The sequence below is a fragment of the Streptomyces sp. NPDC002701 genome (genome assembly GCF_042889045.1).
In the GTDB taxonomy this organism is placed as follows: Bacteria; Actinomycetota; Actinomycetes; order Streptomycetales; family Streptomycetaceae; genus Streptomyces.
The window spans coordinates 16,419-41,273 of record NZ_JBIAQL010000019.1; the positions used below are offsets into that span (position 1 = coordinate 16,419).

Genomic DNA, 24,855 nt, shown 5'->3' on the forward strand with positions numbered 1-24,855 from the left:
CCGCCCGGCTTTTCGTCGTGCCGGTGCCGGTGCCGGTGCCGGTGCCGGTGCCGGTGCCGGTGCGCGTGCCCGTGCGTGGGGGCTGGGCGCGCGGTTCCCCGCGCCCCTTCGGGGGCGAGTGCGGCCGGGACGCGGGATTCGTCGTCGCGGTTCTCCTTCTGTCCGTCACACATTCATCATCGGACAGTCACCGGAAGATACGTGTGTATGGGGAACCCCCCTGTTCGTCGTGCCCTCTAACCCGGTGTCCGGATTGTTCGGGCGCCGGGCACGACGAACGGGGACGGAAATGCGCGACATCAGTCGAAGGGGAATGCTGGGGCTCGGAGCCGGGGCCGCGGCCGCCATGGGGCTCGCGGGCTGCGGTACGGCTCTGGGAGACGGCGCCGGCGGTGTCGGAGACTCCGGACACACTGGTGGCGGCGGTGGCGGGCGTCCCGCCCGTCCCCTCGGTGACGGCTCCACCTCCTTCACCGGGAAGCAGCCCGGACAGCCCGGTGAGCCCGTACCACTCGAACCCGGCGAGACCCCGCCGCAGTTCGTCGTCTTCTCCTGGGACGGTGCGGGAGACGTCGGCAACGGCCTCTTCGAGCGATTCCTGAAACTCTCCGAAGAGCACGACGCGCGTATGACGTTCTTCCTCTCCGGCATCTATCTCCTGCCCGAGTCGAAAAAGCGGAAGTACCTCCCGCCGAACAACGCGCCCGGCGCGTCCGACATCGGCTATCTCACGGACGACCACATCAGGTCGACGCTGAGGAACCTCCGGCGGGCCTGGCTCGACGGGCACGAGATAGGCACCCACTTCAACGGCCACTTCTGCGGCGGCACCGGCACGGTCGAGAACTGGACGCCGGCCCAGTGGAGGAGCGAGATCGCCCAGGCGAAGGCGTTCGTCAAGGAGTGGCGGACGAACACCGGCTGGAGCGAGGACGAGGTGCCCGCGCTGCCCTTCGACTACGAGAAGGAACTCGTCGGCGGCCGCACCCCCTGCCTGAAGGGCCAGAGCAACCTGCTGCCCACCGCCCGCGAGCTCGGCTGGCGCTACGACGCCTCGTCGCCCGGCGGCCTCCAGGTCTGGCCCGGCAAGAAGGAGGGCCTGTGGGACCTGCCGCTCCAGGCCATCCCCTTCCCCGGCCACACCTTCGAGGTCCTCTCGATGGACTACAACATCCTCGCGAACCAGTCGGTCAACTCCACCCAGGCCCCGCCCGCCAACTACCCGGCCTGGCGCAGGCAGGCGACCGACGCGTACATAGCGGGCTTCACGCGCGCGTACGAGACGAACCGCGCCCCCTTCTTCGTCGGCAACCACTTCGAGGACTGGAACGGCGGCATCTACATGGACGCCGTCGAGGGTGCGCTGCAGCACATCGCCGGCAAGAAGGACGTACGCCTGGTGTCGTTCCGCCAGTTCGTGGACTGGCTGGACGTGCAGGACAAGGCCGTCCTGGAGAAGCTGCGGTCGCTGGGTGTGGGCCAGGAGCCGGCCGGCGGCTGGAACACCTTCCTCGGGGCCGTCCGGCAGCCGTGAGGGGGGTGCGGAAGATCCCCGGAACGGACATGCGAAACTTTTCACATGAGTGCCGCCAGCCGCGCCCCACGGCGCACGAACCGGACCCGTAGCCGCGCCGCCGCGCTGACCGGCGGCGCCGTCGCCGCGGCACTGCTCCTGTCCGCGTGCGGCTCCGGGGGCAAGAGCGGCGGGGCCGGGGACACCGGCTTCGTCACCGGTTCCGACGGCATCGCCACGGTCGAGAAGGGCAGCCGCGCCCAGGCCCCCGACCTGTCCGGCGAGACCATCGACGGCAAGCAGCTCGACGTCGCCGACTACAAGGGCAAGATCGTCGTCCTGAACGTCTGGGGCTCCTGGTGCGGCCCGTGCCGTCTGGAGGCCAAGAACTTCGTCAAGGTCTCCGAGGACCTCGCGGACCAGGGCGTCCAGTTCGTCGGCATCAACACCCGCGACACCAGCACCACCCCCGCGATCGCCTTCGAGAAGGCACACGGCGTCGAGTACCCGAGCCTGTACGACCCCACGGGCAAGCTGATGCTCCGCTTCGAGAAGGGCACGCTCAACCCGCAGGCGATCCCCTCCACGCTCGTGCTCGACCGGGACGGGAAGGTCGCCTCCCGGTCGCTGGCCGCCCTGAGCGAGGCGAACCTGCGCAAGATGATCAAGCCGATCCTCGCGGAGAAGTGACCGCTCGTGTCCCTTCTCGTCGCCGCCGGCACCGACCCCAACCAGACCGTCCTCACCGGGGCGCTGGTGCTCGCCGTACCGATCGCCGTCCTCGGCGGGCTCGTGTCCTTCTTCTCGCCGTGCGTGCTGCCGCTCGTGCCCGGCTACCTCTCGTACGTCACCGGGATCAGCGGCACCGACCTGGCCGAGGCACGGCGCGGCCGGATGGTCGCGGGCGCCTCGCTGTTCGTGATCGGCTTCACCGCGGTCTTCGTCTCCGGCGGGGCCCTCTTCGGCTACTTCGGCTCGACGCTGCAGGAGCACAAGGACGTCATGTCCAAGGTGCTCGGCGTGCTCATGGTCGTCATGGGCGTCTTCTTCATGGGCATGATGCCCTGGCTGACCCAGCGCGAGTTCCGCTTCCACAAGCGGCCGGTCGCCGGGCTGGTCGGCGCTCCCGTGCTGGGCGCGCTGTTCGGCATCGGCTGGACGCCCTGCATCGGCCCGACGCTCGCCTCCGTGCTGGCGCTCTCCTCCGACCAGGCGAGCGCCGGACGCGGGGCCATACTGACGGTCGCGTACTGCGTCGGTCTGGGCGTGCCCTTCGTCGTCGCGGCGATCGCCTTCCGCAAGGCGCTCGGGGCCTTCGGCTGGGTCAAGCGCCACTACGTGTGGGTGATGCGTATCGGCGGCGGCATGATGATCGCGACCGGTCTGCTCCTGCTGACCGGCGCGTGGGACAGCATCGTGCAGGAGATGCAGGGCTGGTCCGACGGCTTCACGGTAGGGGTCTGACTCATGGGCACGACACGGGACACTGACGTGCGGACCGACGGCGGGAACGGCAGGAGCGACGGCAACGGCGGCGGCCCGAACGGCGTTGACGACACCGCCGCGCGGGACGCCGGCCCGAACGGCGGGAACGACACCGCCGCGCGGGACGCCGGCCCGAACGGCGGGAACGACACCGCCGCGCGGGACGCCGGCGAGCTCGGTGACGCCGGAGCCCAGCTCTCCACCGCGCCCGGGGAGACGGCGATGCCCGGCTCCTTCGGCGGCACGCGGGCCCCCGGCGCCACGGGATGGCTCGTGTGGACCGGCCGCGAGGCCCTCGGCTGGGCCCGCTGGATCTGGCGGCAGCTGACCTCCATGCGGGTCGCGCTGCTCCTGCTCTTCCTGCTGTCGCTCGGCGCGATCCCCGGCTCGCTCATCCCGCAGTCCGGGACCGACGAGACGAAGGTGGCCGACTTCCAGGCCCGGCACACCACACTCGGACCCCTCTACGAGAAGCTCGGCCTGTTCCACGTCTACAGCTCCGCGTGGTTCTCCGCGATCTACATCCTGCTCTTCATCTCGCTCATCGGCTGCATCGTGCCCCGCACCTGGCAGTTCGTCGGGCAGCTGCGCGGCCGCCCGCCGCGCGCGCCGCGGCTGCTGACCCGGCTGCCCGCGTACACGACGTGGCGGACCGAGGCCGGACCCGAGCAGGTCCGCGAGGAGGCGCTGAAGCTCCTCAAGCAGCGGCGCTTCAGGGCCCATGTCGCCGGGGACGCGGTCGCCGCCGAGAAGGGCTACCTCCGGGAGGTCGGCAACCTCGCCTTCCACATCGCGCTGATCGTGATGCTGACCGCCTTCGCCTGGGGCCAGCTCTTCAAGTCCGAGGGCAACAAACTGGTCGTCGAGGGCGACGGATTCGCCAACACCCTCCTGCAGTACGACGACTTCAAGTCGGGGAGCCTCTTCGACACGGACGACCTGGAGCCGTTCAGCTTCGTCCTGAAGGACTTCGAGGGCACGTACGAGGAGACGGGACCCAACAGGGGCACCCCGCGCACCTACCAGGCGACCGTCGACTACAGCGTGGGTGCCGACGGCGCGGAGCGGAAGAAGACCGTCAAGGTCAACGAGCCGCTGGAGATCGACGACTCGAAGGTCTACCTCACCGCGCACGGCTACGCGCCCGTCGTCACCGTCCGGGACGGCAAGGGCGACGTCGTCTACCGCCAGGCCGTGCCGCTGCTGCCGCTCGACTCCAACTCCACCTCGACCGGCGTGATCAAGGTCATGGACGGCTACCGCAACGCCGAGGGCGAGCGGGAGCAACTCGGCTTCCAGGCGTTCTTCCTCCCGGCGTACGGCGGGGACGGCACCGCGGTGGTCTCGCAGTTCCCGGCGCTGCTGAACCCGGTGCTGAACCTGGAGGCGTACCACGGCGACCTCGGCGTCGACGCGGGTCTGCCGCAGAGCGTGTACCAGCTGGAGAAGAAGAACCTGAAGGAGTTCAAGAACGCCAAGGGCACGCAGCTGCGGGAGAACCTGAAGCCCGGCGAGACCATGCAGCTCCCGGACGGCGCCGGCTCGATCACCTTCGAGAAGGGGATCAAGGAGTGGGCGAACTTCCAGGTCACCCGGCAGCCCGGCGCCGGCTGGGCCCTCGCCGGGGCCTTCGGCGCGATCTTCGGGCTCGCCGCCTCCCTCTTCATCCAGCGCCGCCGCGTCTGGGTGCGCGCGGTGACCGGCCCCGACGGCGTCACGGTCGTCGAGATGGCGGGCCTCGGCCGCAGCGAGTCCGCCAAGGTCCCGGAGGAGCTGGGTGTCCTCGCCGGCCACCTGTACGACCTGGCCCCGGGCGCACCCGACAGCCCGGACCAGCCGGAGAACGAGACCCCCGCCGCCGGGCCCGCCCCGGCCGGCCGGACCCCCGACCCCGAACCTCCCGCCGCACCTGCCGAAGGGGCTGAGACGAAGTGACGCTCGCCGCCGCAACCGACCTCGCCGCCGCGACCGACCTGGCTGCCGCGACCAACGAGAACCTCGCGAACCTCAGCAACACGCTGATCTACTCCGCGATGGCCGTCTACACGCTGGCCTTCTTCGCGTACATCGCCGAATGGCTCCTCGGCAGCCGCAGCAAGGTCGGCCGCACGGCCGCCGCGCTGACCGCCGGCCAGGACGCCAGGGGCGCCAAGGATGCCAAGAAGGCGGCGGGACCCGCGGTCACCGTGCAGAACGCGGGCGGCACCGCCGTGCTGGAGCGGCCCAAGGTCGTCACCCGGGCCGCGGCCGGCGCGCGTGACGTGCCGGACGGGCCCGGCGCGCACGGCGGGGACGAGCAGGGGGACCTCTACGGCCGGATCGCCGTGTCCCTCACCGTGCTCGCCTTCCTCATCGCGTTCGGCGGTGTGCTCGCCCGCGCCCTGTCGGTGCAGCGGGCGCCGTGGGGCAACATGTACGAGTTCAACATCACCTTCTCCACGGTCGCCGTCGGTGTGTACCTGGCGCTGCTCGCGATGAAGAAGAACGTCCGCTGGATGGGTCTCTTCCTGACGACGACGGTCCTCCTGGACCTCGGTCTCGCCGTCACCGTCCTCTACACCGCCAGCGACCAGCTCGTACCCGCCCTGCACTCGTACTGGCTGTACATCCACGTCTCCACGGCCATCTTCTGCGGTGCCGTCTTCTACGTGGGCGCGGTCGGCACGATCCTGTACCTCTTCAAGGACTCGTACGAGAACAAGCTGGCGACCGGCGGCCGGCCGGGGCGGTTCGCGACCTCGGTGCTGGAGCGGCTCCCCGCCGCGGCGTCGCTCGACAAGTTCTCGTACCGGGTGAACGCGGCCGTCTTCCCGCTGTGGACGTTCACGATCATCGCCGGTGCCATCTGGGCGGGCGACGCGTGGGGCCGCTACTGGGGCTGGGACCCGAAGGAGACCTGGTCGTTCATCACCTGGGTCGTCTACGCCGGTTACCTGCACGCCCGTGCCACGGCCGGCTGGAAGGGCCGCAAGGCCGCGTACATCGCGCTCGTCGCCTTCGCCTGCTGGCTGTTCAACTACTACGGCGTGAACATCTTCGTCTCCGGCAAGCACTCGTACGCGGGCGTCTGAACCCGTTGGGCACGCCCTGACGAGAACCCTTCCGGCACGTCCTGACAGCTAGCAGAGGCGCAGGGGCCGGCCCGCCAGGGCGTCCTTGGGCCAGTGCCGGGAGGCCCGCCGCAGCGGCTCGGCGTCCGCGGGCCGGAGCCTCGACAGCTGCTCCAGCTCGGACCGCAGCCGCTCGGCGACGACCGGGTCCGGCAGCATCAGCGGGTCGGTCACCTGCCAGAGCCCGTACAGGAGCCGGCGCATCCTCAGGTGCAGCGCGGTGTCCGCGCCCTCCGGCGGCCGGGGTCCCGTGCCGACCCTGCCGAGCGCGACCGGGGCCCGGTCGTCGGTCCCCGGACCGCCTCGTCCGTCCGGGGCGGTGCCGGGACGGTACGGCGCCGACGAGAGGAAGGCCAGCGCGGCCAGCCACTCCCGCGGATCGACGCGGTGGAAGGTGTCGCGCAGATACGTGACGGCCGACTCGGCGGCTCCGAGGGCGAGTTCGTGGTGCAGCCGGTAGAGGACGCGCTGCTCCCTGCCCGCTGGGGCGCCGGGGGCATCCGAGCTGTCCGGACCGCCCGGACCGCCCGGACCGCCCGGACCGTCCGGAGTGTCCGTGTAGTGGTGTATGAGGGTGCGGTGGGCGGCCTTCCAGGTGTCGTGGTCCGGTTCCCTGCGGTACAGGTCCAGCAGCAGCAGCGCCCGCAGCAGCGGGTCGCCGACGAACTGCCCGGGCACCGTGGGCAGGCCCTCCTCGGCGAACCGTGCCTCCAGGGCGAGCACCCCCGCCGCGCCGAAGCCGGCGGGGAGCCGGGCCGCGGCCAGCGCGCACGCCGACTCGTGGTCGTGGGCGACGGCCAGCAGCGCCAGTTCGGTCCGGCGGTCGCCCGGCACCAGGCGGTCGAGGAGCTCGCGGTAGGCGGGGCGGCCGTCGTGCTGCGGTCCTTCGCCCTCCGGCCCGTCGTCCTCCGGTCGCGGTACGAGGCGTGCGGTGAGCAGGTCGCCGGGGGTGACGGCGCCCCGCGGCAGGTTCTGCCGGGCGGACTCGGCGAGCAGGGCGGTGCCGAGCGGGCTGCCGCCGGTCAGCCGGTGGGCGGCGTGCGGCAGCCGGGACGGTACGGCCAGCCCGCGGCAGGCCGCCTCGACGACCCGCGGGGTGTCGTCGGGCGACAGCGGCGACAGCGGCACGAGCAGGGCCCGGGACGACGCCGTGCCGCCGGGCTCCCAGCCGCTGGTGCGGGCCAGTTCGGACAGGGTGCTGCGGGTCGCGTTGCGCAGCGCCGGATGACCGTGGCCGCGCAGTCCGGCGAAGAACGCCACCCGGTCGGCGATGCCGCCGGCCCGGTCGCGCAGGACCGCTCCGATCAGCCCGACACCCGGTGTGCTCTGCGCGTTGTCGATGAGGACCACCGGGCGTCCGGCCCGGTGCCCGCGCGGCAGCGAACCGCCGTACGCGTCGTCGAGGTCGGCCAGCAGGGCCCGTACGAGATGGCCCTCGGCGTGGGTGCGCGCGTCGCCGCCCGCCCTGAAGTGCCCCGAGAGCAGGAGGAGTCCGAGCTTGGGGTTGCCGCCGGCGTTCGGGTGGTCGCGGTACCAGGTGGCGGCCTTGCGCAGCCGGCGGTGCGTGGGCGAGACCCCTTCGGAGAAGGCTTCCAGGGTGGCCTCGATGACCGGCTCGACCACCGGTCCCGTGCCGGACAGCGAGCCGGTCAGGGCGTCGGCCAGCGCGTCGGTCAGTCTGGCCGACACCCGGCCGACCCAGCGGCCCGCGATGGTGCCGACCCACGAGTCCGTGTCGTTCAGCAGCAGGATGCGCTCGGCCTCCTGGCGGATGCGCGGCACGTCCCGGTCGTTCCAGCCGCCCGCCGCGACGGCCAGCAGGCCCGCCGCGAGGCGCGGGAAGGGTATCCGCCCGGCGTCGGCCACCGGCTCCGCCAGCTGCTCGGCGATCGTCACCAGCGCCTGGGACACGGGCGACCAGACCTCGCGCGGCCGTCGGGCGGGCGGCCCGGTGAACTCGTCCGCCTCGCAGTCGATCAGCGCGACGGGCGTGTGCCCCTGGTACGCGGCCCGCAGTTCGGCCAGCAACGTGCTCTTGCCGAGCCCGCGGGCGCCGGCGAACACCACGAAGGGGAGGTCCTTCGGATGCTCGTACGGGCTCTGTCCGTGCTGGAACGGGCGCAGCCCGACGAGCCGTGGCGCGAGGCCGGGCGGCTCCGTGTCGAACAGCGCCCCTCGGCCGTGCAGCCCTCTGCGCACCGCATCTCCCCCTGGGGCCCGTGTCCGGTTCTGGTGTCGAGGTGAGGTGTATCAACCGTGGGGCGGCCAGGGGGCGTTGCTTCGGAGTGGACCGAGTGCTGTCGCTCGGCGTCCGTAAATGTCGGCGCCGCCGACGGAGTCCGACCGCGGAACACCGGCCCGGGGGCGCCCATGACGCCCTTCACGCCGGGCCGACCGATCCGCGCGCCCCGGTCAGTGGCCGGACGGTGTCGGGGTGTCCCACGCCAGGAGGTTCGCTGTTTTCAGGGCGGTCCAGAAGTCCGCCGGGACGGGGTGACCGAAGAGCCGCACGTTCTGTGCCACCTCCTCCGGTGTGCGGGCGCCGACCACGACGCTCGTGACGGCCGGGTGGCCGAGCGGGAACTGCACGGCCGCGGCGAGCGGCGGGACGCCGAAGTCCGCGCACACCTTCCGTAACGCACGGATGCGCGCGGCCAGTTCGGCGGGTACGGAGGCGTATCCGTGCGGCCCCCCGGGGCGGGGGTCGGCGAGCAGCCCGGACTGGTAGACGCCCGCGGCCATGACGGCGACGCCGCGCTCGGCGCACAGGGGCAGCAACTCGTCGAGCCCCGAGCGGTCGAGGAGGGTGTGACGCCCGGCGAGCAGGACGCAGTCGGGGCCGGGCGGCGCGGCCTCCCGCAGGAAACGGGCGGCGACGGGAGCGTGGTTGACGCCGATCGAGACGGCGCCGACGACCCCCGCGGCCCGCAGGTCGGCCAGCGCGCGGTACGCCTGCGAGACCGCGGCGCCGAAGTCCTCGTCGGGGTCGTGCACATGGAGGACGTCGACCCGGTCGAGTCCCAGCCGCTCCAGACTCTCCTCGACCGACCGCAGCACCCCGGCGTACGAGTAGTCGAGCCGCGGCCCGACACCGGCCGGCGGGTCCGCCCAGATCGGCTGGGTGTCGGGACCGCCCGGCTCGATGATCCGCCCCACCTTGGTGCACAGCACGAACGCGGCACGCGGCCGTACCGCGAGAGCGGCTCCGGTACGGGTCTCGGACCGCCCGTACCCGTACACCGGGGCCGTGTCGTACAGCCGGATGCCGAGGTCCCAGGCGGTGTCGAGGACGGCGGCCGCCTGCTCCGGCGGCACCGGCTCGAACAGCCCGCCGAGGGAGGCGAGCCCCAGCCCGAGGCGGCTGACCCGCAGCCCCGTGCGGCCCAGCGGTACGAGTTCGTCGGCTCTCATCGGGCTGTGCCGCCTTCCGTCGGGGTGGGCGCCGGTGTGCCTGCCGGCGTGGCCGTCGCGGGCGACCGCGGCCGCAGTCGCGGCCACCACCGCAATCACAACCACAGTCGCCGCCGGGCGACGCCGACCGGACTTTGCCTTTTCTTTACAACCCGTCCAGGTGCTGCCTCGTCTCTCCGCTCGATCCCCGACGCACTTAGCCCGCCGTGTCCTTGACCGGCGTGCGCGGACGGGACCGGCCAGTCCGGTACGGCCGACGAGACCAACGCGACTGACGAGACCGACGAGACCGACGAGAGAGAGCTTCTTCATGCGCCGAACTGTCCTCAGTGCCCTGGCACTTGCCTGCACCGCCGTGCTGGCGAGCACGGTGCCCGCGTTCGCCGACACGTCCCCCAGCCCCGTGCCCACCGCCCAGGCGCCGAGCCCCGAAGCGGCGAAGACCGCCAGCCCGGTCCCGTCCGAGCCCCCGAGCACCGAGCCGACGGTCGCACCGACCAAGGCGCCGGCCCCGGGCGAGGTGTCCCGCGTACCGAGCGGAGCGCCCGACACCGGTGTGGCGCCGACGGACTCCGGCGGCGAGGGCGGCCTGATCGGCGGGAGCGCCGCCGCGGCGTTCGCGCTCGGCGGGGCGGCGGTCTACGTCGTACGCCGCCGACGGGCGACCGGGGCATGACCCTGCCCTCCAGGCGCGCCTTCGTCGCCGCGGCGACGGCCTCTCTGCTCGTGGGCTGCGGTGGGGGAGGGGGCGGCAAGGCCGACGGGGCCGGCACCGCCCGCCGCGAGAGCCCGCCGTCCTCGGACTCCGCCGGGAAGACGTCACGGGACTCCGGGAAGCCGGGGCGCGCCCTCGCGCGTTCGGTGCCGGTGCGGCTGAGGATCCCGGCCATCGAGGTCGACACCCCGGTGATGCGGCTGGGGCTGGCCGCGGACGGCAGTGTGCAGGTGCCCCCGATCGAGGCCGACGACCGGGCGGGCTGGTACCGGCACTCGCCGACGCCCGGCCAGGTGGGTCCGTCGGTGATCCTCGGCCACGTCACGGCCGGCACGTACGGGGACGGCGTCTTCCGTCGTCTCACGCGCCTGCGGCCGGGCGACCGGGTCATGGCGCGTCTGGAGAACGGCACGACGGCCCGCTTCACCGTCAGTGGCGTACGGACGGTCGCCCAGGCGGAGTTCCCGACGGACGACGTCTACGGGGACGTGGGCCGCCCCGAGCTGCGGCTCATCACGTGCGGCGGTCCGCGCAGCAAGGACGGGTACCGCGACAGTGTGATCGTCTTCGCCGAGCTGAGCCCGGGAAGCACTTGACCGGCACCTCCCCGGCCCGCGCGGCCCCGGCCCGCGCGGAGGATCCCGGGCCGGCGGAACCGTACACCGACGGCCCGGGATCCTCCTCTACGAGCCCTACGAGCCCTACGAGCCCTACGAGCCCTACGAGCCCTACGAGCCCTACGAGTTCCGGGAACTTCCCGGATGCCACGAGTCCCACGATCGACGTCACGGCCTGGAGAGTGGTGAAACGGTCCCGCGAGGAGGCAGCGTCCGAGCTGTTCGCCGCCCTCTACCCGCGCCTCGCCGGCTGGTGCCGCCGCCTGGTCGACGACGACGGGACGGCCCACGAGATCGCCTCGGAGGCGTTCACCCGGCTGTGGGCCCGCTGGACCTCCGTGGCGGAGCCCCGCGGCTTCCTCTACGTCACCGCCGCCAACCTCGTGCGGGACCACTGGCGCAAGCTGGAACGGGAGCGCAGGGCGGTGCACCGGGCGACGGTCGAGGCCGCCGTCCGGCCCGGCACCGAACCGGCCGATCCCTCGGTGCGCCTGCTCGTGCAGTCGCTGCCCGAACGGCTGCGCGTCCCGATCCTGCTGCACTACTACGCTGACATGCCGATCCGGGAGGTGTCCGCGCTGACCGGGCGCAAGGAAGGAACCGTCAAGGCCGATCTGCACGCGGCCCGAGAACTGCTCCGCGCCCATCTGAGGAGAAGCCTTGATCACACACTCTGACGACGGCCCGGACTTCGACCCCGACGACCCGCTCGCCGTCATCCTGCGGCCCGCCTCCGACCACCTCGGTCCGCCGCCCGGCCGGTACGAGGCGATCCGCCGCGGCGCGGCCCGCAGAAAGCTGCTCCGGGCGGCGGCCGGGGCGGGCCTGGTGTGTGCCGTCACCGTCGCCGTGGCGCTGCCGGCCCTGCTGACGGCACCCGACCGGCCCGTCTCCCCGACCGTTCCCCTCGCCCCGCCGCCGTCGAGCAGTTCGCCGGTCCCGCCCGCCTCTTCGGCGCCGCCGTCGCCCGCGCCGGCGAAGTCCCGGGCCGCCGGGACGACCCCGACCGCGGGCACCGGCGCGCGGACGAGTCCTCCCGCGGTCGCCCCGAGCATGCCGCCGACGGAAGCGGGTGCGACGGGTCCGACCTCGGCGCCGACACCGGTACCGACTCCGACGGCCCAGCGGCCGTCGAAGGCCACGGACCCGGCCGGCCCCGCGCCCCAGAGCGGCTGACGGCCGTCAGCCGCCGCCCGTCAGGGCTTCGGCGGGGCCGTGTCCTCGGGTCCCTCGCCGCCGGTGTCGTCCTTGTCGGCGTCCTTCTTGCCGACGTCCTTCTTGCCGACGTCCTTCTTGTCGGCGTCCTTCTTGTCGTTGTCGTCGAGGGACTTGAGGAAGTCGGGGTTGTCGTCGGGCGCGACCCAGCCGCCCCGGCGGGCCGGTGAGGTGCCGCGCGGGGTGCGGGCGCGGCCGACGATCAGCCAGGAGATGGAGCCGACGAGCGGGAACAGCAGCACGAGGATCGCCCAGAGGGGCTTCGGGATGTAGCGGACGTCCTTCTCATCGGTGGTGATGCAGTCGATGAACGCGTAGATGCTGAGTGCCAGCGGCACCAGGATCATCAGCACCCGAAGCATGCGGTGGTCCCCCTGCTGTGGAAACGCTTCCGGACATCGGGGCCGGCTGAGCGGCCCCCCTTACGGAGCCAGCGTAGCGAGTAGCCGATACTGGAACGCATGGCTTACGACGATCTTCGCTCCCTGCTCCGGGCGCTGGAGCGCGAGGGCGACCTCCAGCGCATCAAGGCCGAGGTGGACCCGTATCTGGAGGTCGGGGAGATCGTCGACCGCGTCCAGAAGGCCGGCGGCCCCGCCCTGCTCTTCGAGAACGTGCGCGGTTCGGCGATGCCGCTCGCGATGAACGTCTTCGGGACGGACCGCCGGCTGCTCAAGGCGCTCGGCCTGAAGTCGTACGCGGACATCAGCGACAAGATCGGCGGGCTGCTGAAGCCCGAGCTGCCGCAGGGGTTCGTCGGGGTGCGCGAGGCTTTCGGGAAGCTCGGCGCCATGACGCACGTACCGCCGAAGAAGGTGAAGGACGCGCCGGTCCAGGAGGTGGTGCTCCGCGGTGACGACGTCGACCTGGACGCCCTGCCCGCGCTGTTCACCTGGCCGCAGGACGGCGGGTCCTTCTTCAACCTGGGGCTCACGCACACCAAGGACCCCGAGTCCGGCATCCGCAACCTCGGCCTCTACCGGCTGCAGCGCCACGACAAGCGCACCATCGGCATGCACTGGCAGATCCACAAGGACAGCCGCAACCACTACCAGGTGGCCGCGCGCCGGGGCGAGCGGCTGCCGGTCGCGATCGCCTTCGGCTGCCCGCCTGCGGTGACGTACGCCTCCACCGCGCCCCTCCCCGGGGACATCGACGAGTACCTCTTCGCCGGGTTCCTCCAGGGCAAGCGGATCGAGATGGTCGACTGCAAGACGGTGCCGCTCCAGGTGCCGGCGCAGGCCGAGGTCGTCATCGAGGGCTGGCTGGAGCCGGGCGAGATGCTCCCCGAGGGCCCCTTCGGCGACCACACGGGCTTCTACACGCCGCAGGAGCCTTTCCCGGCGCTGACGATCGACTGCGTGACGACGCGCAGGCGCCCGCTCCTCCAGTCGATCGTGGTCGGCCGCCCGCCGACGGAGGACGGCCCGCTCGGCCGCGCGACGGAACGCTTCTTCCTGCCCCTCCTCAAGATCATCGTGCCGGACATCGTGGACTACCACCTCCCCGAGGCGGGCGGCTTCCACAACTGCGCGATCGTCGCGATCGACAAGAAGTACCCGAAGCACGCGCAGAAGGTCATGCACGCCGTCTGGGGTGCCCACATGATGTCGCTGACCAAGCTGATCGTGGTCGTCGACGCCGACTGCGACGTCCACGACCTGCACGAGGTGGCGTGGCGCGCGCTGGGCAACACGGACTACGCGCGGGACCTCAGCATCGTCGAGGGGCCGGTCGACCACCTCGACCACTCCTCGTACCAGCAGTTCTGGGGCGGCAAGGCGGGGATCGACGCCACGAGGAAGTGGCCCGAGGAGGGCTACACCCGGGACGGCGGCTGGCCCGAGATGGTCCTCCCGGACCCGGAGACGGCGGCGAAGGTCGACCGCCGCTGGAAGGAGTACGGACTCTCGTGAGCAGCGCATCGGCGGCGGTCCCGCAGCCCCAGCCACAGCCCCAGCCGGGCCGGACCAAGGCGTTCCTGCGGCTGGTCATGATCGAGCACTCCGTCTTCGCGCTGCCGTTCGCGTACATCGCGTCCCTGACGGCGATGTACGAGCTGGACGAGAACATCCACTGGGGCCGGCTGCTCCTCGTCACCGTCGCGATGGTCGGGCTGCGTACCTTCGCGATGGCCGCGAACCGGATCATCGACCGGGAGATCGACGCCCGCAATCCGCGTACGGCCCACCGTGAGCTGGTCACCGGCGCGATGTCGGTGAAGCACGCGTGGACGGGCGCGCTGGTCGCCCTGGTGGTGTTCCTCGGGGCGGCGGCGCTCCTGAACCCCCTGTGCCTGGCCCTCGCCCCCGTCGCGGTGATCCCGATGGTGGTCTACCCGTACGGCAAGAGGTTCACGAACTTCCCGCAGGCGATCCTCGGCCTCGCCCAGGCCATGGGCCCGATCGGCGGCTGGCTGGCGATCACGGGTGAGTGGTCCTGGGACGCGGTGATCCTGGGCCTCGCGGTCGGCGTCTGGATCGGCGGCTTCGACCTGATCTACGCCTGCCAGGACGTGGAGACGGACCGCGAGGTCGGCGTGAAGTCGGTCCCGGCCCGCTTCGGCATCCCGGCCGCGGTCTGGGGCGCCCGCGCCTGCCACGCGGTCACGACCGCACTCTTCGTCTGGTTCGCGCTGGCCACGGACGCGGGTGTCTTCTTCTGGCTGGGCCTGCTGATCGTGGCGGCGGCGTTCGTCTACGAGCACACCATCGTCCGCCCGACCGACCTGACCCGCCTGAACAGAGCGTTCTTCCAGGTCAACGGCTTCATCGGCATCGCACTGTTCATCTGCGCGCTGCTGGATCTGCTGGTGCGGGGGCTGACGGTCTAGCGCCGCGGTGACCGAGTCCGGGCCGGGTCGAGCCCTCGGCCGGAATCACGGTACGAGGGCGTCGAGATCGATGTCGAGGGAGAAGGGGACGGAGACCTTCAGCCGGCCTCGATGGATGCCGGTGGGCACGTAGGTACTCGTCATGGCGTCGAGTTCGTAGGTGTGGACGGTGGGTGCTCCGGCCTCGTCCTCGATGCGCCAGAAGTGCCCGATCCGGGCGCCGGCGTACTTGAAGGGCTTCAGGGACCTGTCACGGTCCGCCGACTCCTCCGAGACGACCTCGACGACGAGCGCGACGTCTTCGGGTGCGTACCAGGTGCGGTCGGGGTCGTACGCGACGGTGGAGACCAGGATGTCGGGCTCGGGGCGGCTCTTCCGGTCGAGGCGGACCGTCATCTCGCGCTCGGCCTCGAAGCCCTGGGGAGCTGCCTGGCGCAGGGCGAGGGTGAGGTTCTCCACGAGCCGGGAGTGCCATGACCGCTGCGGAGACATCATGAAGATCAGGGCTCCGTCGATGAGTTCGGTGTGCCGAGGCGCCTGGGGAAGGTTGTCCAGGTCGTCCGCCTCCCAGCCACTCGGCCTGGGCGGGATCATCCAGTCGGGAAGTTCGGCGGTCATGGCTTCCTCCACACGCCTTGAGGAGTTGGTCGGGGGCCCTGATCCCGGACTGCGGACACCGGCCGCGCATCGGCCGACAGCCTAGGCGGGTCCGCGTACTCGCGCACACCACCGCATCCGCGGCCGGCGGTCAGGAGTCGGCTTCGGCGCGGGCCTTCGCGATGAGCGCCGGGGCATCGGGGGAGACGAATGAGCCCATGCCGATCTCGGTGTAGACGAGCCCTTCCTTCTTCAGGCCCACGTTCACCTTGGCCGCGGTGGCCGTGGCGATGCCGAACTCCTCGACGATCGCCTGCACCGAGGGCACACGGCTGCGCGGCGGGTAGGTGCCGTCCTCGATGCGATCACGGATCACGGCCGCCACTTGGCGCCACCTGGGTACGTCCGGCTCGAACTCCATCACCCACCCATAGTGTTCTAGGTATGCCACAGTAATCGATCTCTAGTTCACCCTAGAATCCTGTAGATTTCTTACGCTATGTTGGACGTGCAAAACCCCGGCGGCGATTGGAGTCGCCCCGGGGCACGGCACCAGCTTGTAAGGAGCTGACGCATGTCCGAGTTTATCCCTGCTCTGATTCCCTGGGTGAGTTTTCGGGTGGCCGCCCTTGGGGTGCTGTTGGTCCTGGCGCGGACCACGGGGCCCGCGGCGGGCGGTGGCCGGCACCGTAAGGGGGACGCGGTGCCCCAGGTCCGGGCGCGCGTCCATCGACGCGCCGGGCGCTGGAGCGGGGCTCCCCTCGACGGGAGCGCGTCCCCGGTCGTGCGGCCCTACCTGCCGCGGGAGTTCTGCCTGACCCGCGGGGCGGGGGCGGAGGCGGCGTGAGCGCCCGGAGCCACGACGGGGCCGAAGCGCTCAGGCTGCTGCCCTGGACGAGTGCGGGCGGCGGCCCCGCCTACGTCGTCGCCGACCCGGAACGGCCGGGGCCGGTCTCGCGGCTCGCCGACGTGGTCGAGGCCACCCACCTGGAGATGGCCGCCGTACTGCTCGGCCACGCCCGCGAGCTGACCGACGACGCCGGACCGGTCGAGCTGCGTCATCTGGTGGCGGAACTGACGCAGGCCCTCACGAACACCCTGCGCATCGCCTCCGCCGCGCGGCGGTCAGGGGGGTAGGGCGGGAGACCGGTCTACGCGTCCTGGGCCGAGGGGTGGACCAGGGCGGCCAGGACGATCTCCCGCGCCGTGCGGACCGTGGCCGTGAAGGCGGCCGGGTCCCGGCTGATGCGCTCCGCGCCCGCACGCATGGCGCCGGACAGCAGTTCCACCGTGAGGGGCACGTCGCCCACGTCGCGGAACTCTCCGCGCGCGATGCCGTCCCGGACGACGTTCTCGATCTCGACCACGACCGCGTGGAACGGGCTGTCCGGCCCTTTGGGCAGCTCGTCGACGAGCGGGCCGGAGCCCGGCCGGAACATCGGCTGCATGGACTGGTCCGTGGACGTCTCCAGGACGGCCTCGATGATCTCCCGCATCCGCTCCGCCGCCGGGTCCGCGGACCGCGCGGCGACCGCGGCCACCCGCTCGACCATGGGCCGACTGGCCCTGTGGGTCAGCGCCAGGACCAGCGCCCTCTTGTCGCGTGCGTAGTTGTACAGCGTGTTGCGCGCGAGGCCGGCCCGGGTCGCGATGTGACCCATGGTGATCGATTCGTAGTCGCGTTCCAGCAGCAACTGCCGCGTCGCCTCGGCGAGGTCGGCCCACACCATCTCGTGGTGTTCCTCGATGCTGGCTCCCCGGATACGCGGCATCCGGCCATTCTCCTTCCACCGCGCCCGCCCCGGCGCCCGGGTTCGGTCTTGGCCCCTAGCGCGCCGGCTCGGAGGGCAGTGCCGCGCTCGCCAGCTGCGCGTTCTCCTGGTACGACGCGGTGAGCTTCACCCGGCTCAGGCGCCAGCCGTCCGCGGTGCGGACCGCCTCGTTGTCGTAGAAGCCGACCACCAGCCAGCGGTTGGGCCCGCCGCCGGTGAGTTCTTCCGGCAGCCAGTGCTCGGCACGGACGTGCGCGTGGACCGTAGCGCGGTCGCCGTCGATGTCGACGACGTGGCCCGTGATGGCGTGGTGGGTCGCCGTGAAGGGCGCGAAGGCGCCACGGAGGATCTCGGCGTAGGCGCCGAGCGGCGTCTCCATCGGCGGTATGCCGGCGACCGACTCGAAATCGACGGTGAGCGGATCGGTGAGGACGAGGCCGGGCAGTTCGTCGAACTCCTTCAGATCCGCGATGTCGGCGTAACGGCCCAGCAGTTGGATGATGTCGGCTCGATCGGTGGCGTTCATGGGGGTGGGGCCTTTCCGTTCAGCGAACGACGGCGCGGCGGCCGTCCTGTCGGCTCTCGCGGTGGCATGCGCGCGCAGCAGCTGTCGCCGCCGCCACCGCCTCTTTATGCGACAACCTGTCGTAAACATTACGACAGGTTGTCGCAAAAACAAGTCGGGTGGGATGTCGTGCGCCAACTCGCCTGCCCGGAGGCCGGCGGGCCCGGTGACCCCCGGGCCCGCCGCCGGTCCCGAGGCGGGGTCGTCGCGCCGGTAGGCTCGGGGTGTGAACGCAGGAGAAACACAGCGGCGGCCTTGGATCGTGGGGGTCTCCGGTGCGTCCGGAACGCCGTATGCGGCGGCCGTGCTGCGCGCCCTCCTCGACGCCGGTGAGAGCGTCGACCTGGTCGTCAGCCGTGCCTCGCGGCTCACCCTGCTCGACGAGACCGGGATCAGCTTCAGGGACGCCCACTGGCGCGACGACCTGCGGGAGTGGCTGGCCCGCGGGGCCGACGGCAAGCTCGGCACCTTCGAGGTCCCCGGCGAACGTCTCGCCGACGTACGCCACTGGAGCGCGGGGGATCTGGCGGCGGGGCCGTCCTCCGGCTCGTACCCCGCCAAGGGCATGCTGATCGTGCCCGCCTCCACCGCGTGTGTCGCCGGAGTCGCGCTCGGCCTCTCCAAGGACCTGCTGCAGCGGGCCGCGAGCGTCACCCTCAAGGAGCGGCGCAAGCTGGTCGTCGCCGTCCGGGAGACCCCGCTGAACGGGCAGACCCTGCGGCACCTGGTGACGCTCGACGACGCGGGCGCGACCGTCCTGCCGGCCTCCCCGGCGTTCTACGCGGGGGCCACGCACATCCAGGACCTGGTGGACTTCGTCGCCGGGCGCGTGCTGGACGCGGCGGGCGTCGGGCACACGCTCTACCGCCGCTGGGAGGGCGAACTCGGCGGCTCCCGCACCACCTGAACACGGCGCGCCACCCAAGCACAGCGCACCACCCGAGCACAGCGGATCAGTACCACTCATCTCAGGAACTTTTCAGCGGAAGGCTATCGATCGCATGGACGCGGTGGACAGGCAGCTCATCCAGGCTCTCCGGGAGAACGGCCGGGCCTCCTACGCGGAGCTGGGACGCCTCGTCGGACTGTCGGGACCCAGCGTCACCGACCGCATCAACCGCCTTGAGGCCGCCGGGGTCATCACCGGCTACCGCGCGACGGTCGACTCGGCCTCGCTCGGTCTCGGCGTCACCGCCCTCATCGGCATCTCGCTCTCCGACGCCGCCGACCACGAGGACGTGGCCCGCCGGATGAAGGACCTGAACGAGATCGAGGACTGCTGGTTCATCGCCGGTGACGACTCCTTCATGCTCAAGGTGCGGGCCTCCGACGTGGACGGCCTGGAGCGGACCATCCGGCGTCTGTCCGGGACCAAGGGCGTCTCCCGGACGCGTACCACCATCGTGCTCTCCACGAAGTGGGAGAACCGGGTGGGCGAGCTGCCCGAGGAGGAGCAGTAGGGCGGGGGAGTACGGTTGAGCAGGCCAGTCACAGGGAGAGGTGCACGCATGGACGTCGGGCTCAAGCGCGAGCTGGAGGACAAGGTCCGGGCCGGTGAGCGGCTGACCCGCGAGGACGGCATCGCGCTCTACGAGTCGGACGACCTGGCCTGGCTGGGCGGACTCGCCCACGAGGTGCGCACCCGCAAGAACGGTGACGTCGTCCACTTCAACGTCAACCGCCACCTCAACATGACGAACGTGTGCACGGCGTCGTGCGCCTACTGCTCGTTCCAGCGCAAGCCGGGCGAGAAGGACGCGTACACGATGCGCATCGAGGAGGCGGTGAAGCTCGCCAAGGCGATGGAGGGCGAGAACCTCACCGAGCTGCACATCGTCAACGGCCTGCACCCGAACCTGCCGTGGCGGTACTACCCGCGCTCGCTGAGCGAGCTGAAGAAGGCGCTGCCGAACGTCTCCCTGAAGGCTTTCACGGCAACCGAGATCCACCACTTCGAGACGATCTCGGGGCTGTCGGCGTCCGAGATCCTGGACGAGCTGATCGACGCGGGACTGGAGTCCCTCACCGGCGGCGGCGCGGAGATCTTCGACTGGGAGGTCCGGCAGCACATCGTCGACCACCGCACCCACTGGGAGGACTGGTCGCGCATCCACCGGCTCGCGCACGAGAAGGGTCTGAAGACCCCGTGCACGATGCTGTACGGGCACATCGAGGAGCCGCGGCACCGGGTGGACCACGTACTGCGGCTGCGTGAGCTGCAGGACGAGACCGGCGGTTTCCAGGTCTTCATCCCGCTGCGCTACCAGCACGACTTCGTGGACATGAAGGACGGCAAGGTCCGCAACCGGCTGCAGGCGCGTACGCAGATGGCCACCGGCGCGGAGGCACTCAAGACCTTCGCGGTCTCGCGGCTGCTGTTCGACAACGTGCCGCACGTCAAGGTCTTCTGGGTCATGCACGGCGTCCAGACGGCCCAGCTCGCGCTGCAGCACGGGGCGGACGACATGGACGGGTCGGTCGTGGAGTACAAGATCACGCACGACGCCGACAACTACGGCACGCCGAACAAGCTGACGCGTGAGGATCTGCTGGACCTGATCCGTGACGCGGGATTCCGCCCGGTGGAACGGAACACGCGGTACGAGATCATCCGCGAGTACGAGCCCGCGGCCGCGGACCGCCGGGACACCCCGCAGCCGATGCGGCTCTGACCCCCGGGCTCGCCCGCCCTCGGAAGGGGTGCGCCCCGTTCTTCCGGGGCGCGGGGAGCCGCAGGGGCAGAGGCAGGCGCTTGAGCCACCGTTGAAGTAATGGGTAGCCTGACTGTATGGCCCTTACCTTCGAGTTCGACCCCGCCGTCGACTCCGCTCTGCGGGACGGCATCAGTGCCCTCTGGGCGGACGTCACCAACGCGGGCGGCTCCGTCGGCTTCGTGCCTCCCGTCTCCCCCGAGACGATCCGGCCGGAATTGGTCAGGCACTTCGTCGCGATGGCGGAGGGCCGCACGAGACTCCTCGTCGGCCGCGACGAGGACGGGGCCGTCGCGGCGACGGCCTTCCTCACCCTCAACACCCACCGCCTCATGACGCACTGGCTGTGGCTCTACACGGTGATGGTGCATCCCAGGCACCAGAACAGGGGTTACGGCCGCGACCTCCTCGCGGCCGCCGCCGACGCCGCCCGCGGTCTCGACGGCATCGAGGCGATACGCCTCACCTGCCGGGGCGGCGAGGGTCTGGAGCGCTTCTACGGCTCCTGCGGTTACAAGGAGGTCGGCCGCGTACCGGACGCGATCAGGGTGGCGCCCGGCGACGACCGCGACGACATCACGATGCTGCTGTCGCTTGGCCGCCTCAGCTGAGGGGAAACGCCCTGGCACCCCCCTACAAGATCGCCGCCCGTGCGTGCTTCACTGGACGGTGGTCTTGGGGAACGTTCGGAACGGGAAGAGTGGATTGAGATGCTCCGCTACACACTGATGCGCCTCGGTATCTTCGTGGGCTGCCTCGTGGTCGTCTGGGGCCTCGTCTACTCCGGCGTCGCCCCGCGCGGCCTCGGTGACTCGAACGGCATGTGGGTCGTCATGCTTGCCCTGCTGGTCTCGGCGCCCATCAGCTTCGTCGTCCTGCGCAAGGAGCGCGACCGCGCCTCGGTGCAGATCGTCGAGCGCGTCGACCGGGTCAAGTCCAACCTGGAGGCCAACCGCAGCCAGGAGGACGCGGTGGCCGACGAGCTGCCGAGGCCCCAGGGCCAGACGTCCTGAAGGGCCAGACGTCCTGAAGGGCCAGACGTCTTGAAGGGCCAGACGTCCTGAAGCGGTCCTGAAGTCGGCCACGGGCCGCACTCCGCCCGGCGCGGCCGCCCGCAGAACATACTCTTTCCCGTATGGGTGCAGTGAAGAGCAAGCGGATGCCCCGTGCCGTGCGTGAACAGCAGATGCTGGACGCCGCCGTACGGACCTTCGGACAGCGCGGCTACCGGGCCGCGTCGATGGACGAGATCGCCGATCTGGCGGGCGTCTCCAAGCCGTTGGTCTACCTGTACCTGAACTCCAAGGAAGACCTGTTCACCGCGTGCATCCGGCGTGAGGCGGCGGCCCTGACCGCGGCGGTGCGCGCCGGAGTCCGCCCGGACCTGCCCGCGGACCGGCAACTCTGGGAAGGGCTGCTGGCGTTCTTCACCCACACCGCCCGGAACCCGGACGGCTGGGCGGTGCTGCACCTCCAGGCACGTACGCACGGCGAGCCGTTCGCCGCCGAGATCACCTCGATGCGCGAGGAGATCGTGGCGTTCGTCACCCAGCTGATCGTGGTCGCCGCCCGGGAGGCCCACCGGGATCCGTCGCTGCCCGAGCGCGAGGTCGCGGGTCTCGCGGAAGCCCTGGTCGGCGCCGCCGAGTCCCTCGCCGCGTGGGCGAACACCACCCCCGCGGTCTCCGCCCGGCAGGCCGCCGCGACCCTGATGAACTTCGCCTGGGCGGGCCTCGGCGACCTGATGGAGGGCCGCCCGTGGGAGCAGCTCCCGGAGGCGGCGGCGCGACCCTGATCAGGGCAGCGGCAGTATCTCCCCGGCCAGGTGCAGCCGGCCACCGGCCCCGCGCAGCTCGAAGCGGCCGTTCCTCGCCCCGTACGACACCGTCCCCGGCAGCAGTACCGGTGCCCTGAACTCCGCCCGCAGCGCCGCCGCTTGAGGCGTCCCGTGCTCGGCGAGGCAGCGTGCCACGGTCCACATGCCGTGCGCGATGGGCCGGGGGAAGCCGAACAGCCGGGCGGTGAGGGGGTGCAGGTGGATCGGATTGCGGTCCCCGGACGCGGCTCCGTACCGCCGACCGACGTCCTCCCCGAGCTGCCACTCGGCGAGGACGGGCAGGGGCGCGCCCTCCGCCACCGCCGTCCGCTGCCCGCCGGTGCTTCCGCCGACGCTCCCGCCGGGCCTCTCGCCCGTGCTCCCCGCAGTCGTGCGGTGCCGTGCCAGATACGTGCTGCGGGACTCCCACACGAGGTCCCCGGCCGCCCGCACCTCGGTCACGACAACGGCCTCGGTCCCGCGCCGGTGGGGCACCAAGTCGTCGACGCGCACGGTGAGTTCGTACACACCGGTGGCCGTCAGCGACCTGTGCCGGGTGATCGCGACGGACGTGTGCACCAGCCCGAGCAGCGGCAGCGGGAACGTCCGCGCGCTCATCAGCCGCATGGCGGCCGGGAAGCCGAGCACCTGTGGATAGGCGAGGGGCAGCTCGTCCGCCCCCACCCCGAACCCGCAGACCCGCTCGTACGCGGCGAGCCGGCCCAGGTCGATCCGGACACCGGGCAGGACCAGCTGGGTACGGGGAGCGGTGACTCCCGCCCGGGGCCGCTTGAACGGCGAGAGAAACGCCCCTCTGGCGAGCAGCGGCCAGAGGGACGGCGGTCGCGTAAGGGTCCGGCTCGGCACGGCATCCATGACGTCATCCATCGCTGACTCTCTTCCTCGGCCCCGGTCGGGGGCTCCGCCTGCGGATCGGTGGGGGGTGAGCGCGCAGTTCCTCGCGCCCCTGAACAGGGCGCCCTGTCCAGGGGCGCGGGGAACTGTGCGACCTTCGGCACATCGAAGCGGAGCGCCTACGCCCCGAGCAGACTCTGCCCACACACCCGTACGACCTGCCCGGTCACGGTCCCCGATCCCGGACTCGCGAGCCAGGCCGTCGTCTCGGCGACATCCACCGGCTGCCCGCCCTGCGCGAGCGAGTTCATCCGCCGCCCCGCCTCGCGGATGAACAGCGGCACCGCGGCCGTCATCCGCGTCTCGATGAACCCGGGCGCGACGGCGTTCACCGTCACCCCGTACTCGGAGAGCGCCCGCGGCCCGAGGGACCGTACGAGCCCGACGATCCCCGCCTTGGACGCGGCGTAGTTCGTCTGGCCGGCGTTCCCCGCGATCCCGGCGATGGACGCGGTGGCCACGACGCGCCCGCCCGCCCGGAGCGTGCCGCCGCCGAGCAGGTCGTCGGTCGTGCGCAGCACACTCGCGAGGTTGACGTCGAGCACCGGACTCCAGCGCTCGGCGGGCATGTTGACCAGCCGCCGGTCCCGGGTGACGCCTGCGTTGTGGACGAGGACGTCGAGCCCTTCGGGCAGCGCGGCGGCGATCCGCGCCCCCGCGTCGTCCGCGGTGATGTCCAGCGGCAGGGCGAGGCCGTCGAGCCGTTCGGCGACCGCGGCCAGGTCGGCCCCGGCGGCGGGCACGTCCAGGCACACCACCCGCGCCCCGTCCCGTGCCAGCGTCGCGGCGACGGCCGCACCGATCCCGCGCGCGGCACCGGTGACCAGGGCGGTCCGCCCGGCGAGGGGCCTGCGCCAGTCGTCGGGCGCGCTCACCTCGCCGTCGCCGACCTCGATCACCTGCCCGCTGACGTACGCCGACCTGGGCGAGAGCAGGAAGCGGAGCGTCGACTCGGCGGTCCGGGCGTCCGTGAGCCGTACGAGGTTCACGGTCCTGCCCCGCCCGATCTCCTTGCCGAGCGACCGTACGAACCCTTCGAGGGCCTGCTGCGCGGCGGCCCGGTGGTGGTCGGCGGGGTCCGGGGGCGTGCCCAGCACCACGATCCGCCCGCTCTCGGCGACCGACCGGACGACGGGGTGGAGGGCGGCGTGCACCTCGGCGAGCGTCTCGACGTCACGGACACCGGTGGCGTCCAGGACGACGGCGACGGGGTTCTCCGCGCCGGGATCCACGCCGGTGCCGGTGCCCGTGCCGGGATGCGCGCTCAGGTCCAGGTCCAGTTCCGAGCGGGCCAGGACGAGGTCCAGGTCCAGTCCCCACAGGGTCAGGAGCGGAGCCAGGCCGAGGTCCGACTTGCCCGCGGTGAGGTGCAGCAACCGGCCCTGCAGGGTGGGCTGTCCGGGGCTCCACCGCCGGAGCCGCGCCGGCTGGGGCAGACCGAGCCGCCGGGTCAGGAAGCGGCCGGGCGCGCTGCCGGCGAGGCTCAGATAGCGGTCGGCCACGGTTCAGCTCCCAGCTCGGTCGGATGCGCTCGGTCCCGGCTCACCCCCGACTTACCGTGGAGTAAGGTTACCGGAGGT

The 24,855-nt window shown here is 71.8% G+C and carries 28 protein-coding genes; 19 read left to right on the forward strand and 9 right to left on the reverse strand.

Translation table 11 applies throughout. The features are described 5' to 3' along the window. Positions 1–289: 289 nt before the first annotated feature. The 5 genes from ACFYXC_RS33065 to ccsB are packed head-to-tail and all read left to right on the forward strand — an operon-like array spanning position 290 to position 6,069. Positions 290–1,534 (forward strand): hypothetical protein, encoded by a 1,245-nt coding sequence (locus ACFYXC_RS33065; protein WP_389555846.1) that lies wholly within the window; start codon positions 290–292, stop codon positions 1,532–1,534. A 45-nt stretch (positions 1,535–1,579) separates the two neighbouring features. Next, positions 1,580–2,203, forward strand: a complete 624-nt coding sequence (locus ACFYXC_RS33070) for a TlpA family protein disulfide reductase (RefSeq protein ID WP_389555847.1) — start codon at positions 1,580–1,582, stop codon at positions 2,201–2,203. 6 nt (positions 2,204–2,209) lie between these two features. Next, complete coding sequence (locus ACFYXC_RS33075; protein WP_388921678.1) at positions 2,210–2,977, forward strand: cytochrome c biogenesis CcdA family protein; 768 nt, start codon at positions 2,210–2,212, stop codon at positions 2,975–2,977. A 3-nt stretch (positions 2,978–2,980) separates the two neighbouring features. Further along, a complete protein-coding gene (locus tag ACFYXC_RS33080) occupies positions 2,981–4,933 on the forward strand; it encodes a cytochrome c biogenesis protein ResB (RefSeq protein WP_389555848.1) in 1,953 nt (650 codons plus the stop codon). Next, the gene (gene ccsB / locus ACFYXC_RS33085) at positions 4,930–6,069 is read left to right on the forward strand and encodes a c-type cytochrome biogenesis protein CcsB (protein WP_389555849.1); all 1,140 of its coding nucleotides are present in this window, start codon (positions 4,930–4,932) and stop codon (positions 6,067–6,069) included. Before ACFYXC_RS33080 ends, ccsB begins: the two co-directional genes overlap by 4 nt. Positions 6,070–6,117: 48 nt before the next feature. Here ccsB and ACFYXC_RS33090 read toward each other — a convergent pair whose 3' ends face one another. Together ACFYXC_RS33090 and ACFYXC_RS33095 are read right to left on the reverse strand one after the other, a co-directional pair. After that, positions 6,118–8,307: a hypothetical protein gene (locus ACFYXC_RS33090; protein WP_389555851.1), complete on the reverse strand. Its 2,190-nt coding sequence runs from the start codon at positions 8,305–8,307 to the stop codon at positions 6,118–6,120. Between the two features lie 213 nt (positions 8,308–8,520). Further along, the gene (locus tag ACFYXC_RS33095) at positions 8,521–9,519 is read right to left on the reverse strand and encodes an aldo/keto reductase (protein ID WP_389555964.1); all 999 of its coding nucleotides are present in this window, start codon (positions 9,517–9,519) and stop codon (positions 8,521–8,523) included. A 310-nt stretch (positions 9,520–9,829) separates the two neighbouring features. On the opposite strand from ACFYXC_RS33095, the gene ACFYXC_RS33100 reads away from it, so the two are divergent. The 4 genes from ACFYXC_RS33100 (at position 9,830) to ACFYXC_RS33115 (ending at position 12,027) form a co-directional block, all read left to right on the forward strand. Next, positions 9,830–10,195 carry a sortase-dependent protein gene (locus ACFYXC_RS33100; RefSeq protein WP_389555852.1) on the forward strand — a complete coding sequence of 122 codons (366 nt, stop codon included), beginning with the start codon at positions 9,830–9,832 and terminating at the stop codon, positions 10,193–10,195. Then, positions 10,192–10,830: a class F sortase gene (locus ACFYXC_RS33105; protein WP_389555854.1), complete on the forward strand. Its 639-nt coding sequence runs from the start codon at positions 10,192–10,194 to the stop codon at positions 10,828–10,830. The genes ACFYXC_RS33100 and ACFYXC_RS33105 overlap by 4 nt, the downstream gene beginning before the upstream one ends. Positions 10,831–11,036: 206 nt before the next feature. Next, positions 11,037–11,528, forward strand: a complete 492-nt coding sequence (locus ACFYXC_RS33110; protein WP_388921696.1) for an RNA polymerase sigma factor — start codon at positions 11,037–11,039, stop codon at positions 11,526–11,528. After that, a complete protein-coding gene (locus tag ACFYXC_RS33115) occupies positions 11,512–12,027 on the forward strand; it encodes a hypothetical protein (protein WP_389555857.1) in 516 nt (171 codons plus the stop codon). Before ACFYXC_RS33110 ends, ACFYXC_RS33115 begins: the two co-directional genes overlap by 17 nt. 20 nt (positions 12,028–12,047) lie before the next feature. Here the strand turns inward: ACFYXC_RS33115 and ACFYXC_RS33120 are convergent, their stop codons facing one another. Then, positions 12,048–12,428, reverse strand: coding sequence for a PLD nuclease N-terminal domain-containing protein (locus ACFYXC_RS33120; protein ID WP_389555858.1), 381 nt, complete (start codon positions 12,426–12,428; stop codon positions 12,048–12,050). 99 nt (positions 12,429–12,527) lie between these two features. On the opposite strand from ACFYXC_RS33120, the gene ACFYXC_RS33125 reads away from it, so the two are divergent. Both ACFYXC_RS33125 and mqnP read left to right on the forward strand, forming a co-directional pair. Beyond that, the gene (locus tag ACFYXC_RS33125; protein ID WP_389555859.1) at positions 12,528–13,982 is read left to right on the forward strand and encodes a menaquinone biosynthesis decarboxylase; all 1,455 of its coding nucleotides are present in this window, start codon (positions 12,528–12,530) and stop codon (positions 13,980–13,982) included. Beyond that, complete coding sequence (mqnP, locus tag ACFYXC_RS33130; protein WP_389555861.1) at positions 13,979–14,899, forward strand: menaquinone biosynthesis prenyltransferase MqnP; 921 nt, start codon at positions 13,979–13,981, stop codon at positions 14,897–14,899. Before ACFYXC_RS33125 ends, mqnP begins: the two co-directional genes overlap by 4 nt. Positions 14,900–14,944: 45 nt before the next feature. Here the strand turns inward: mqnP and ACFYXC_RS33135 are convergent, their stop codons facing one another. Together ACFYXC_RS33135 and ACFYXC_RS33140 are read right to left on the reverse strand one after the other, a co-directional pair. Further along, complete coding sequence (locus ACFYXC_RS33135; protein WP_388921710.1) at positions 14,945–15,517, reverse strand: Uma2 family endonuclease; 573 nt, start codon at positions 15,515–15,517, stop codon at positions 14,945–14,947. Between the two features lie 130 nt (positions 15,518–15,647). Beyond that, positions 15,648–15,917: a GntR family transcriptional regulator gene (locus tag ACFYXC_RS33140; protein WP_388921953.1), complete on the reverse strand. Its 270-nt coding sequence runs from the start codon at positions 15,915–15,917 to the stop codon at positions 15,648–15,650. A gap of 153 nt (positions 15,918–16,070) precedes the next feature. On the opposite strand from ACFYXC_RS33140, the gene ACFYXC_RS33145 reads away from it, so the two are divergent. Continuing rightward, positions 16,071–16,343: a hypothetical protein gene (locus ACFYXC_RS33145; protein WP_389555862.1), complete on the forward strand. Its 273-nt coding sequence runs from the start codon at positions 16,071–16,073 to the stop codon at positions 16,341–16,343. Then, positions 16,340–16,633 carry a hypothetical protein gene (locus tag ACFYXC_RS33150; protein WP_388921716.1) on the forward strand — a complete coding sequence of 98 codons (294 nt, stop codon included), beginning with the start codon at positions 16,340–16,342 and terminating at the stop codon, positions 16,631–16,633. The genes ACFYXC_RS33145 and ACFYXC_RS33150 overlap by 4 nt, the downstream gene beginning before the upstream one ends. Positions 16,634–16,647: 14 nt before the next feature. On the opposite strand, the gene ACFYXC_RS33155 is transcribed toward ACFYXC_RS33150, so the two are convergent. Together ACFYXC_RS33155 and ACFYXC_RS33160 are read right to left on the reverse strand one after the other, a co-directional pair. Next, positions 16,648–17,268 carry a TetR/AcrR family transcriptional regulator gene (locus tag ACFYXC_RS33155; protein ID WP_389555865.1) on the reverse strand — a complete coding sequence of 207 codons (621 nt, stop codon included), beginning with the start codon at positions 17,266–17,268 and terminating at the stop codon, positions 16,648–16,650. Between the two features lie 55 nt (positions 17,269–17,323). Beyond that, the gene (locus tag ACFYXC_RS33160) at positions 17,324–17,794 is read right to left on the reverse strand and encodes a nuclear transport factor 2 family protein (RefSeq protein WP_389555866.1); all 471 of its coding nucleotides are present in this window, start codon (positions 17,792–17,794) and stop codon (positions 17,324–17,326) included. Between the two features lie 265 nt (positions 17,795–18,059). Between ACFYXC_RS33160 and ACFYXC_RS33165 the strand changes: the two genes are divergently transcribed. From ACFYXC_RS33165 to ACFYXC_RS33190, 6 genes are all read left to right on the forward strand, one after another. Beyond that, complete coding sequence (locus ACFYXC_RS33165) at positions 18,060–18,740, forward strand: UbiX family flavin prenyltransferase (RefSeq protein ID WP_389555868.1); 681 nt, start codon at positions 18,060–18,062, stop codon at positions 18,738–18,740. Between the two features lie 94 nt (positions 18,741–18,834). Then, on the forward strand, positions 18,835–19,293 hold the full coding sequence (locus tag ACFYXC_RS33170; RefSeq protein ID WP_388921728.1) for an Lrp/AsnC family transcriptional regulator: 459 nt from the start codon (positions 18,835–18,837) through the stop codon (positions 19,291–19,293). 48 nt (positions 19,294–19,341) lie between these two features. Then, on the forward strand, positions 19,342–20,505 hold the full coding sequence (gene mqnE / locus ACFYXC_RS33175) for an aminofutalosine synthase MqnE (RefSeq protein WP_388921731.1): 1,164 nt from the start codon (positions 19,342–19,344) through the stop codon (positions 20,503–20,505). 116 nt (positions 20,506–20,621) lie between these two features. Next, positions 20,622–21,155 (forward strand): GNAT family N-acetyltransferase, encoded by a 534-nt coding sequence (locus ACFYXC_RS33180; protein ID WP_389555870.1) that lies wholly within the window; start codon positions 20,622–20,624, stop codon positions 21,153–21,155. A gap of 99 nt (positions 21,156–21,254) precedes the next feature. Then, entirely contained in the window at positions 21,255–21,557 is a 303-nt protein-coding gene (locus tag ACFYXC_RS33185; protein ID WP_388921737.1) for a DUF4229 domain-containing protein, read from the forward strand. Positions 21,558–21,679: 122 nt separating this feature from the next. Further along, on the forward strand, positions 21,680–22,339 hold the full coding sequence (locus ACFYXC_RS33190) for a TetR/AcrR family transcriptional regulator (RefSeq protein WP_388921740.1): 660 nt from the start codon (positions 21,680–21,682) through the stop codon (positions 22,337–22,339). Here ACFYXC_RS33190 and ACFYXC_RS33195 read toward each other — a convergent pair whose 3' ends face one another. Continuing rightward, the gene (locus ACFYXC_RS33195; protein WP_389555872.1) at positions 22,340–23,248 is read right to left on the reverse strand and encodes a MaoC family dehydratase; all 909 of its coding nucleotides are present in this window, start codon (positions 23,246–23,248) and stop codon (positions 22,340–22,342) included. A gap of 146 nt (positions 23,249–23,394) precedes the next feature. Next, positions 23,395–24,777 (reverse strand): 3-oxoacyl-ACP reductase, encoded by a 1,383-nt coding sequence (locus ACFYXC_RS33200; RefSeq protein WP_389555874.1) that lies wholly within the window; start codon positions 24,775–24,777, stop codon positions 23,395–23,397. Between the last annotated feature and the right edge of the window lie 78 nt (positions 24,778–24,855).

What these genes read in the sequence shown, in the direction of transcription:
- ACFYXC_RS33065 (WP_389555846.1), top strand. Translation starts at nt 290, where the DNA reads ATGCGCGACATCAGTCGAAGGGGAATGCTGGGGCTCGGAGCCGGGGCC.
- ACFYXC_RS33070 (WP_389555847.1), top strand. Translation starts at nt 1,580, where the DNA reads ATGAGTGCCGCCAGCCGCGCCCCACGGCGCACGAACCGGACCCGTAGC.
- ACFYXC_RS33080 (WP_389555848.1), top strand. Translation starts at nt 2,981, where the DNA reads ATGGGCACGACACGGGACACTGACGTGCGGACCGACGGCGGGAACGGC.
- ACFYXC_RS33095 (WP_389555964.1), bottom strand. Translation starts at nt 9,519, where the DNA reads ATGAGAGCCGACGAACTCGTACCGCTGGGCCGCACGGGGCTGCGGGTC.
- ACFYXC_RS33100 (WP_389555852.1), top strand. Translation starts at nt 9,830, where the DNA reads ATGCGCCGAACTGTCCTCAGTGCCCTGGCACTTGCCTGCACCGCCGTG.
- ACFYXC_RS33105 (WP_389555854.1), top strand. Translation starts at nt 10,192, where the DNA reads ATGACCCTGCCCTCCAGGCGCGCCTTCGTCGCCGCGGCGACGGCCTCT.
- ACFYXC_RS33120 (WP_389555858.1), bottom strand. Translation starts at nt 12,428, where the DNA reads ATGCTTCGGGTGCTGATGATCCTGGTGCCGCTGGCACTCAGCATCTAC.
- ACFYXC_RS33125 (WP_389555859.1), top strand. Translation starts at nt 12,528, where the DNA reads ATGGCTTACGACGATCTTCGCTCCCTGCTCCGGGCGCTGGAGCGCGAG.
- ACFYXC_RS33135 (WP_388921710.1), bottom strand. Translation starts at nt 15,517, where the DNA reads ATGACCGCCGAACTTCCCGACTGGATGATCCCGCCCAGGCCGAGTGGC.
- ACFYXC_RS33140 (WP_388921953.1), bottom strand. Translation starts at nt 15,917, where the DNA reads ATGGAGTTCGAGCCGGACGTACCCAGGTGGCGCCAAGTGGCGGCCGTG.
- ACFYXC_RS33145 (WP_389555862.1), top strand. Translation starts at nt 16,071, where the DNA reads ATGTCCGAGTTTATCCCTGCTCTGATTCCCTGGGTGAGTTTTCGGGTG.
- ACFYXC_RS33155 (WP_389555865.1), bottom strand. Translation starts at nt 17,268, where the DNA reads ATGCCGCGTATCCGGGGAGCCAGCATCGAGGAACACCACGAGATGGTG.
- ACFYXC_RS33160 (WP_389555866.1), bottom strand. Translation starts at nt 17,794, where the DNA reads ATGAACGCCACCGATCGAGCCGACATCATCCAACTGCTGGGCCGTTAC.
- ACFYXC_RS33170 (WP_388921728.1), top strand. Translation starts at nt 18,835, where the DNA reads ATGGACGCGGTGGACAGGCAGCTCATCCAGGCTCTCCGGGAGAACGGC.
- mqnE (WP_388921731.1), top strand. Translation starts at nt 19,342, where the DNA reads ATGGACGTCGGGCTCAAGCGCGAGCTGGAGGACAAGGTCCGGGCCGGT.
- ACFYXC_RS33180 (WP_389555870.1), top strand. Translation starts at nt 20,622, where the DNA reads ATGGCCCTTACCTTCGAGTTCGACCCCGCCGTCGACTCCGCTCTGCGG.
- ACFYXC_RS33185 (WP_388921737.1), top strand. Translation starts at nt 21,255, where the DNA reads ATGCTCCGCTACACACTGATGCGCCTCGGTATCTTCGTGGGCTGCCTC.
- ACFYXC_RS33190 (WP_388921740.1), top strand. Translation starts at nt 21,680, where the DNA reads ATGGGTGCAGTGAAGAGCAAGCGGATGCCCCGTGCCGTGCGTGAACAG.
- ACFYXC_RS33195 (WP_389555872.1), bottom strand. Translation starts at nt 23,248, where the DNA reads ATGGATGACGTCATGGATGCCGTGCCGAGCCGGACCCTTACGCGACCG.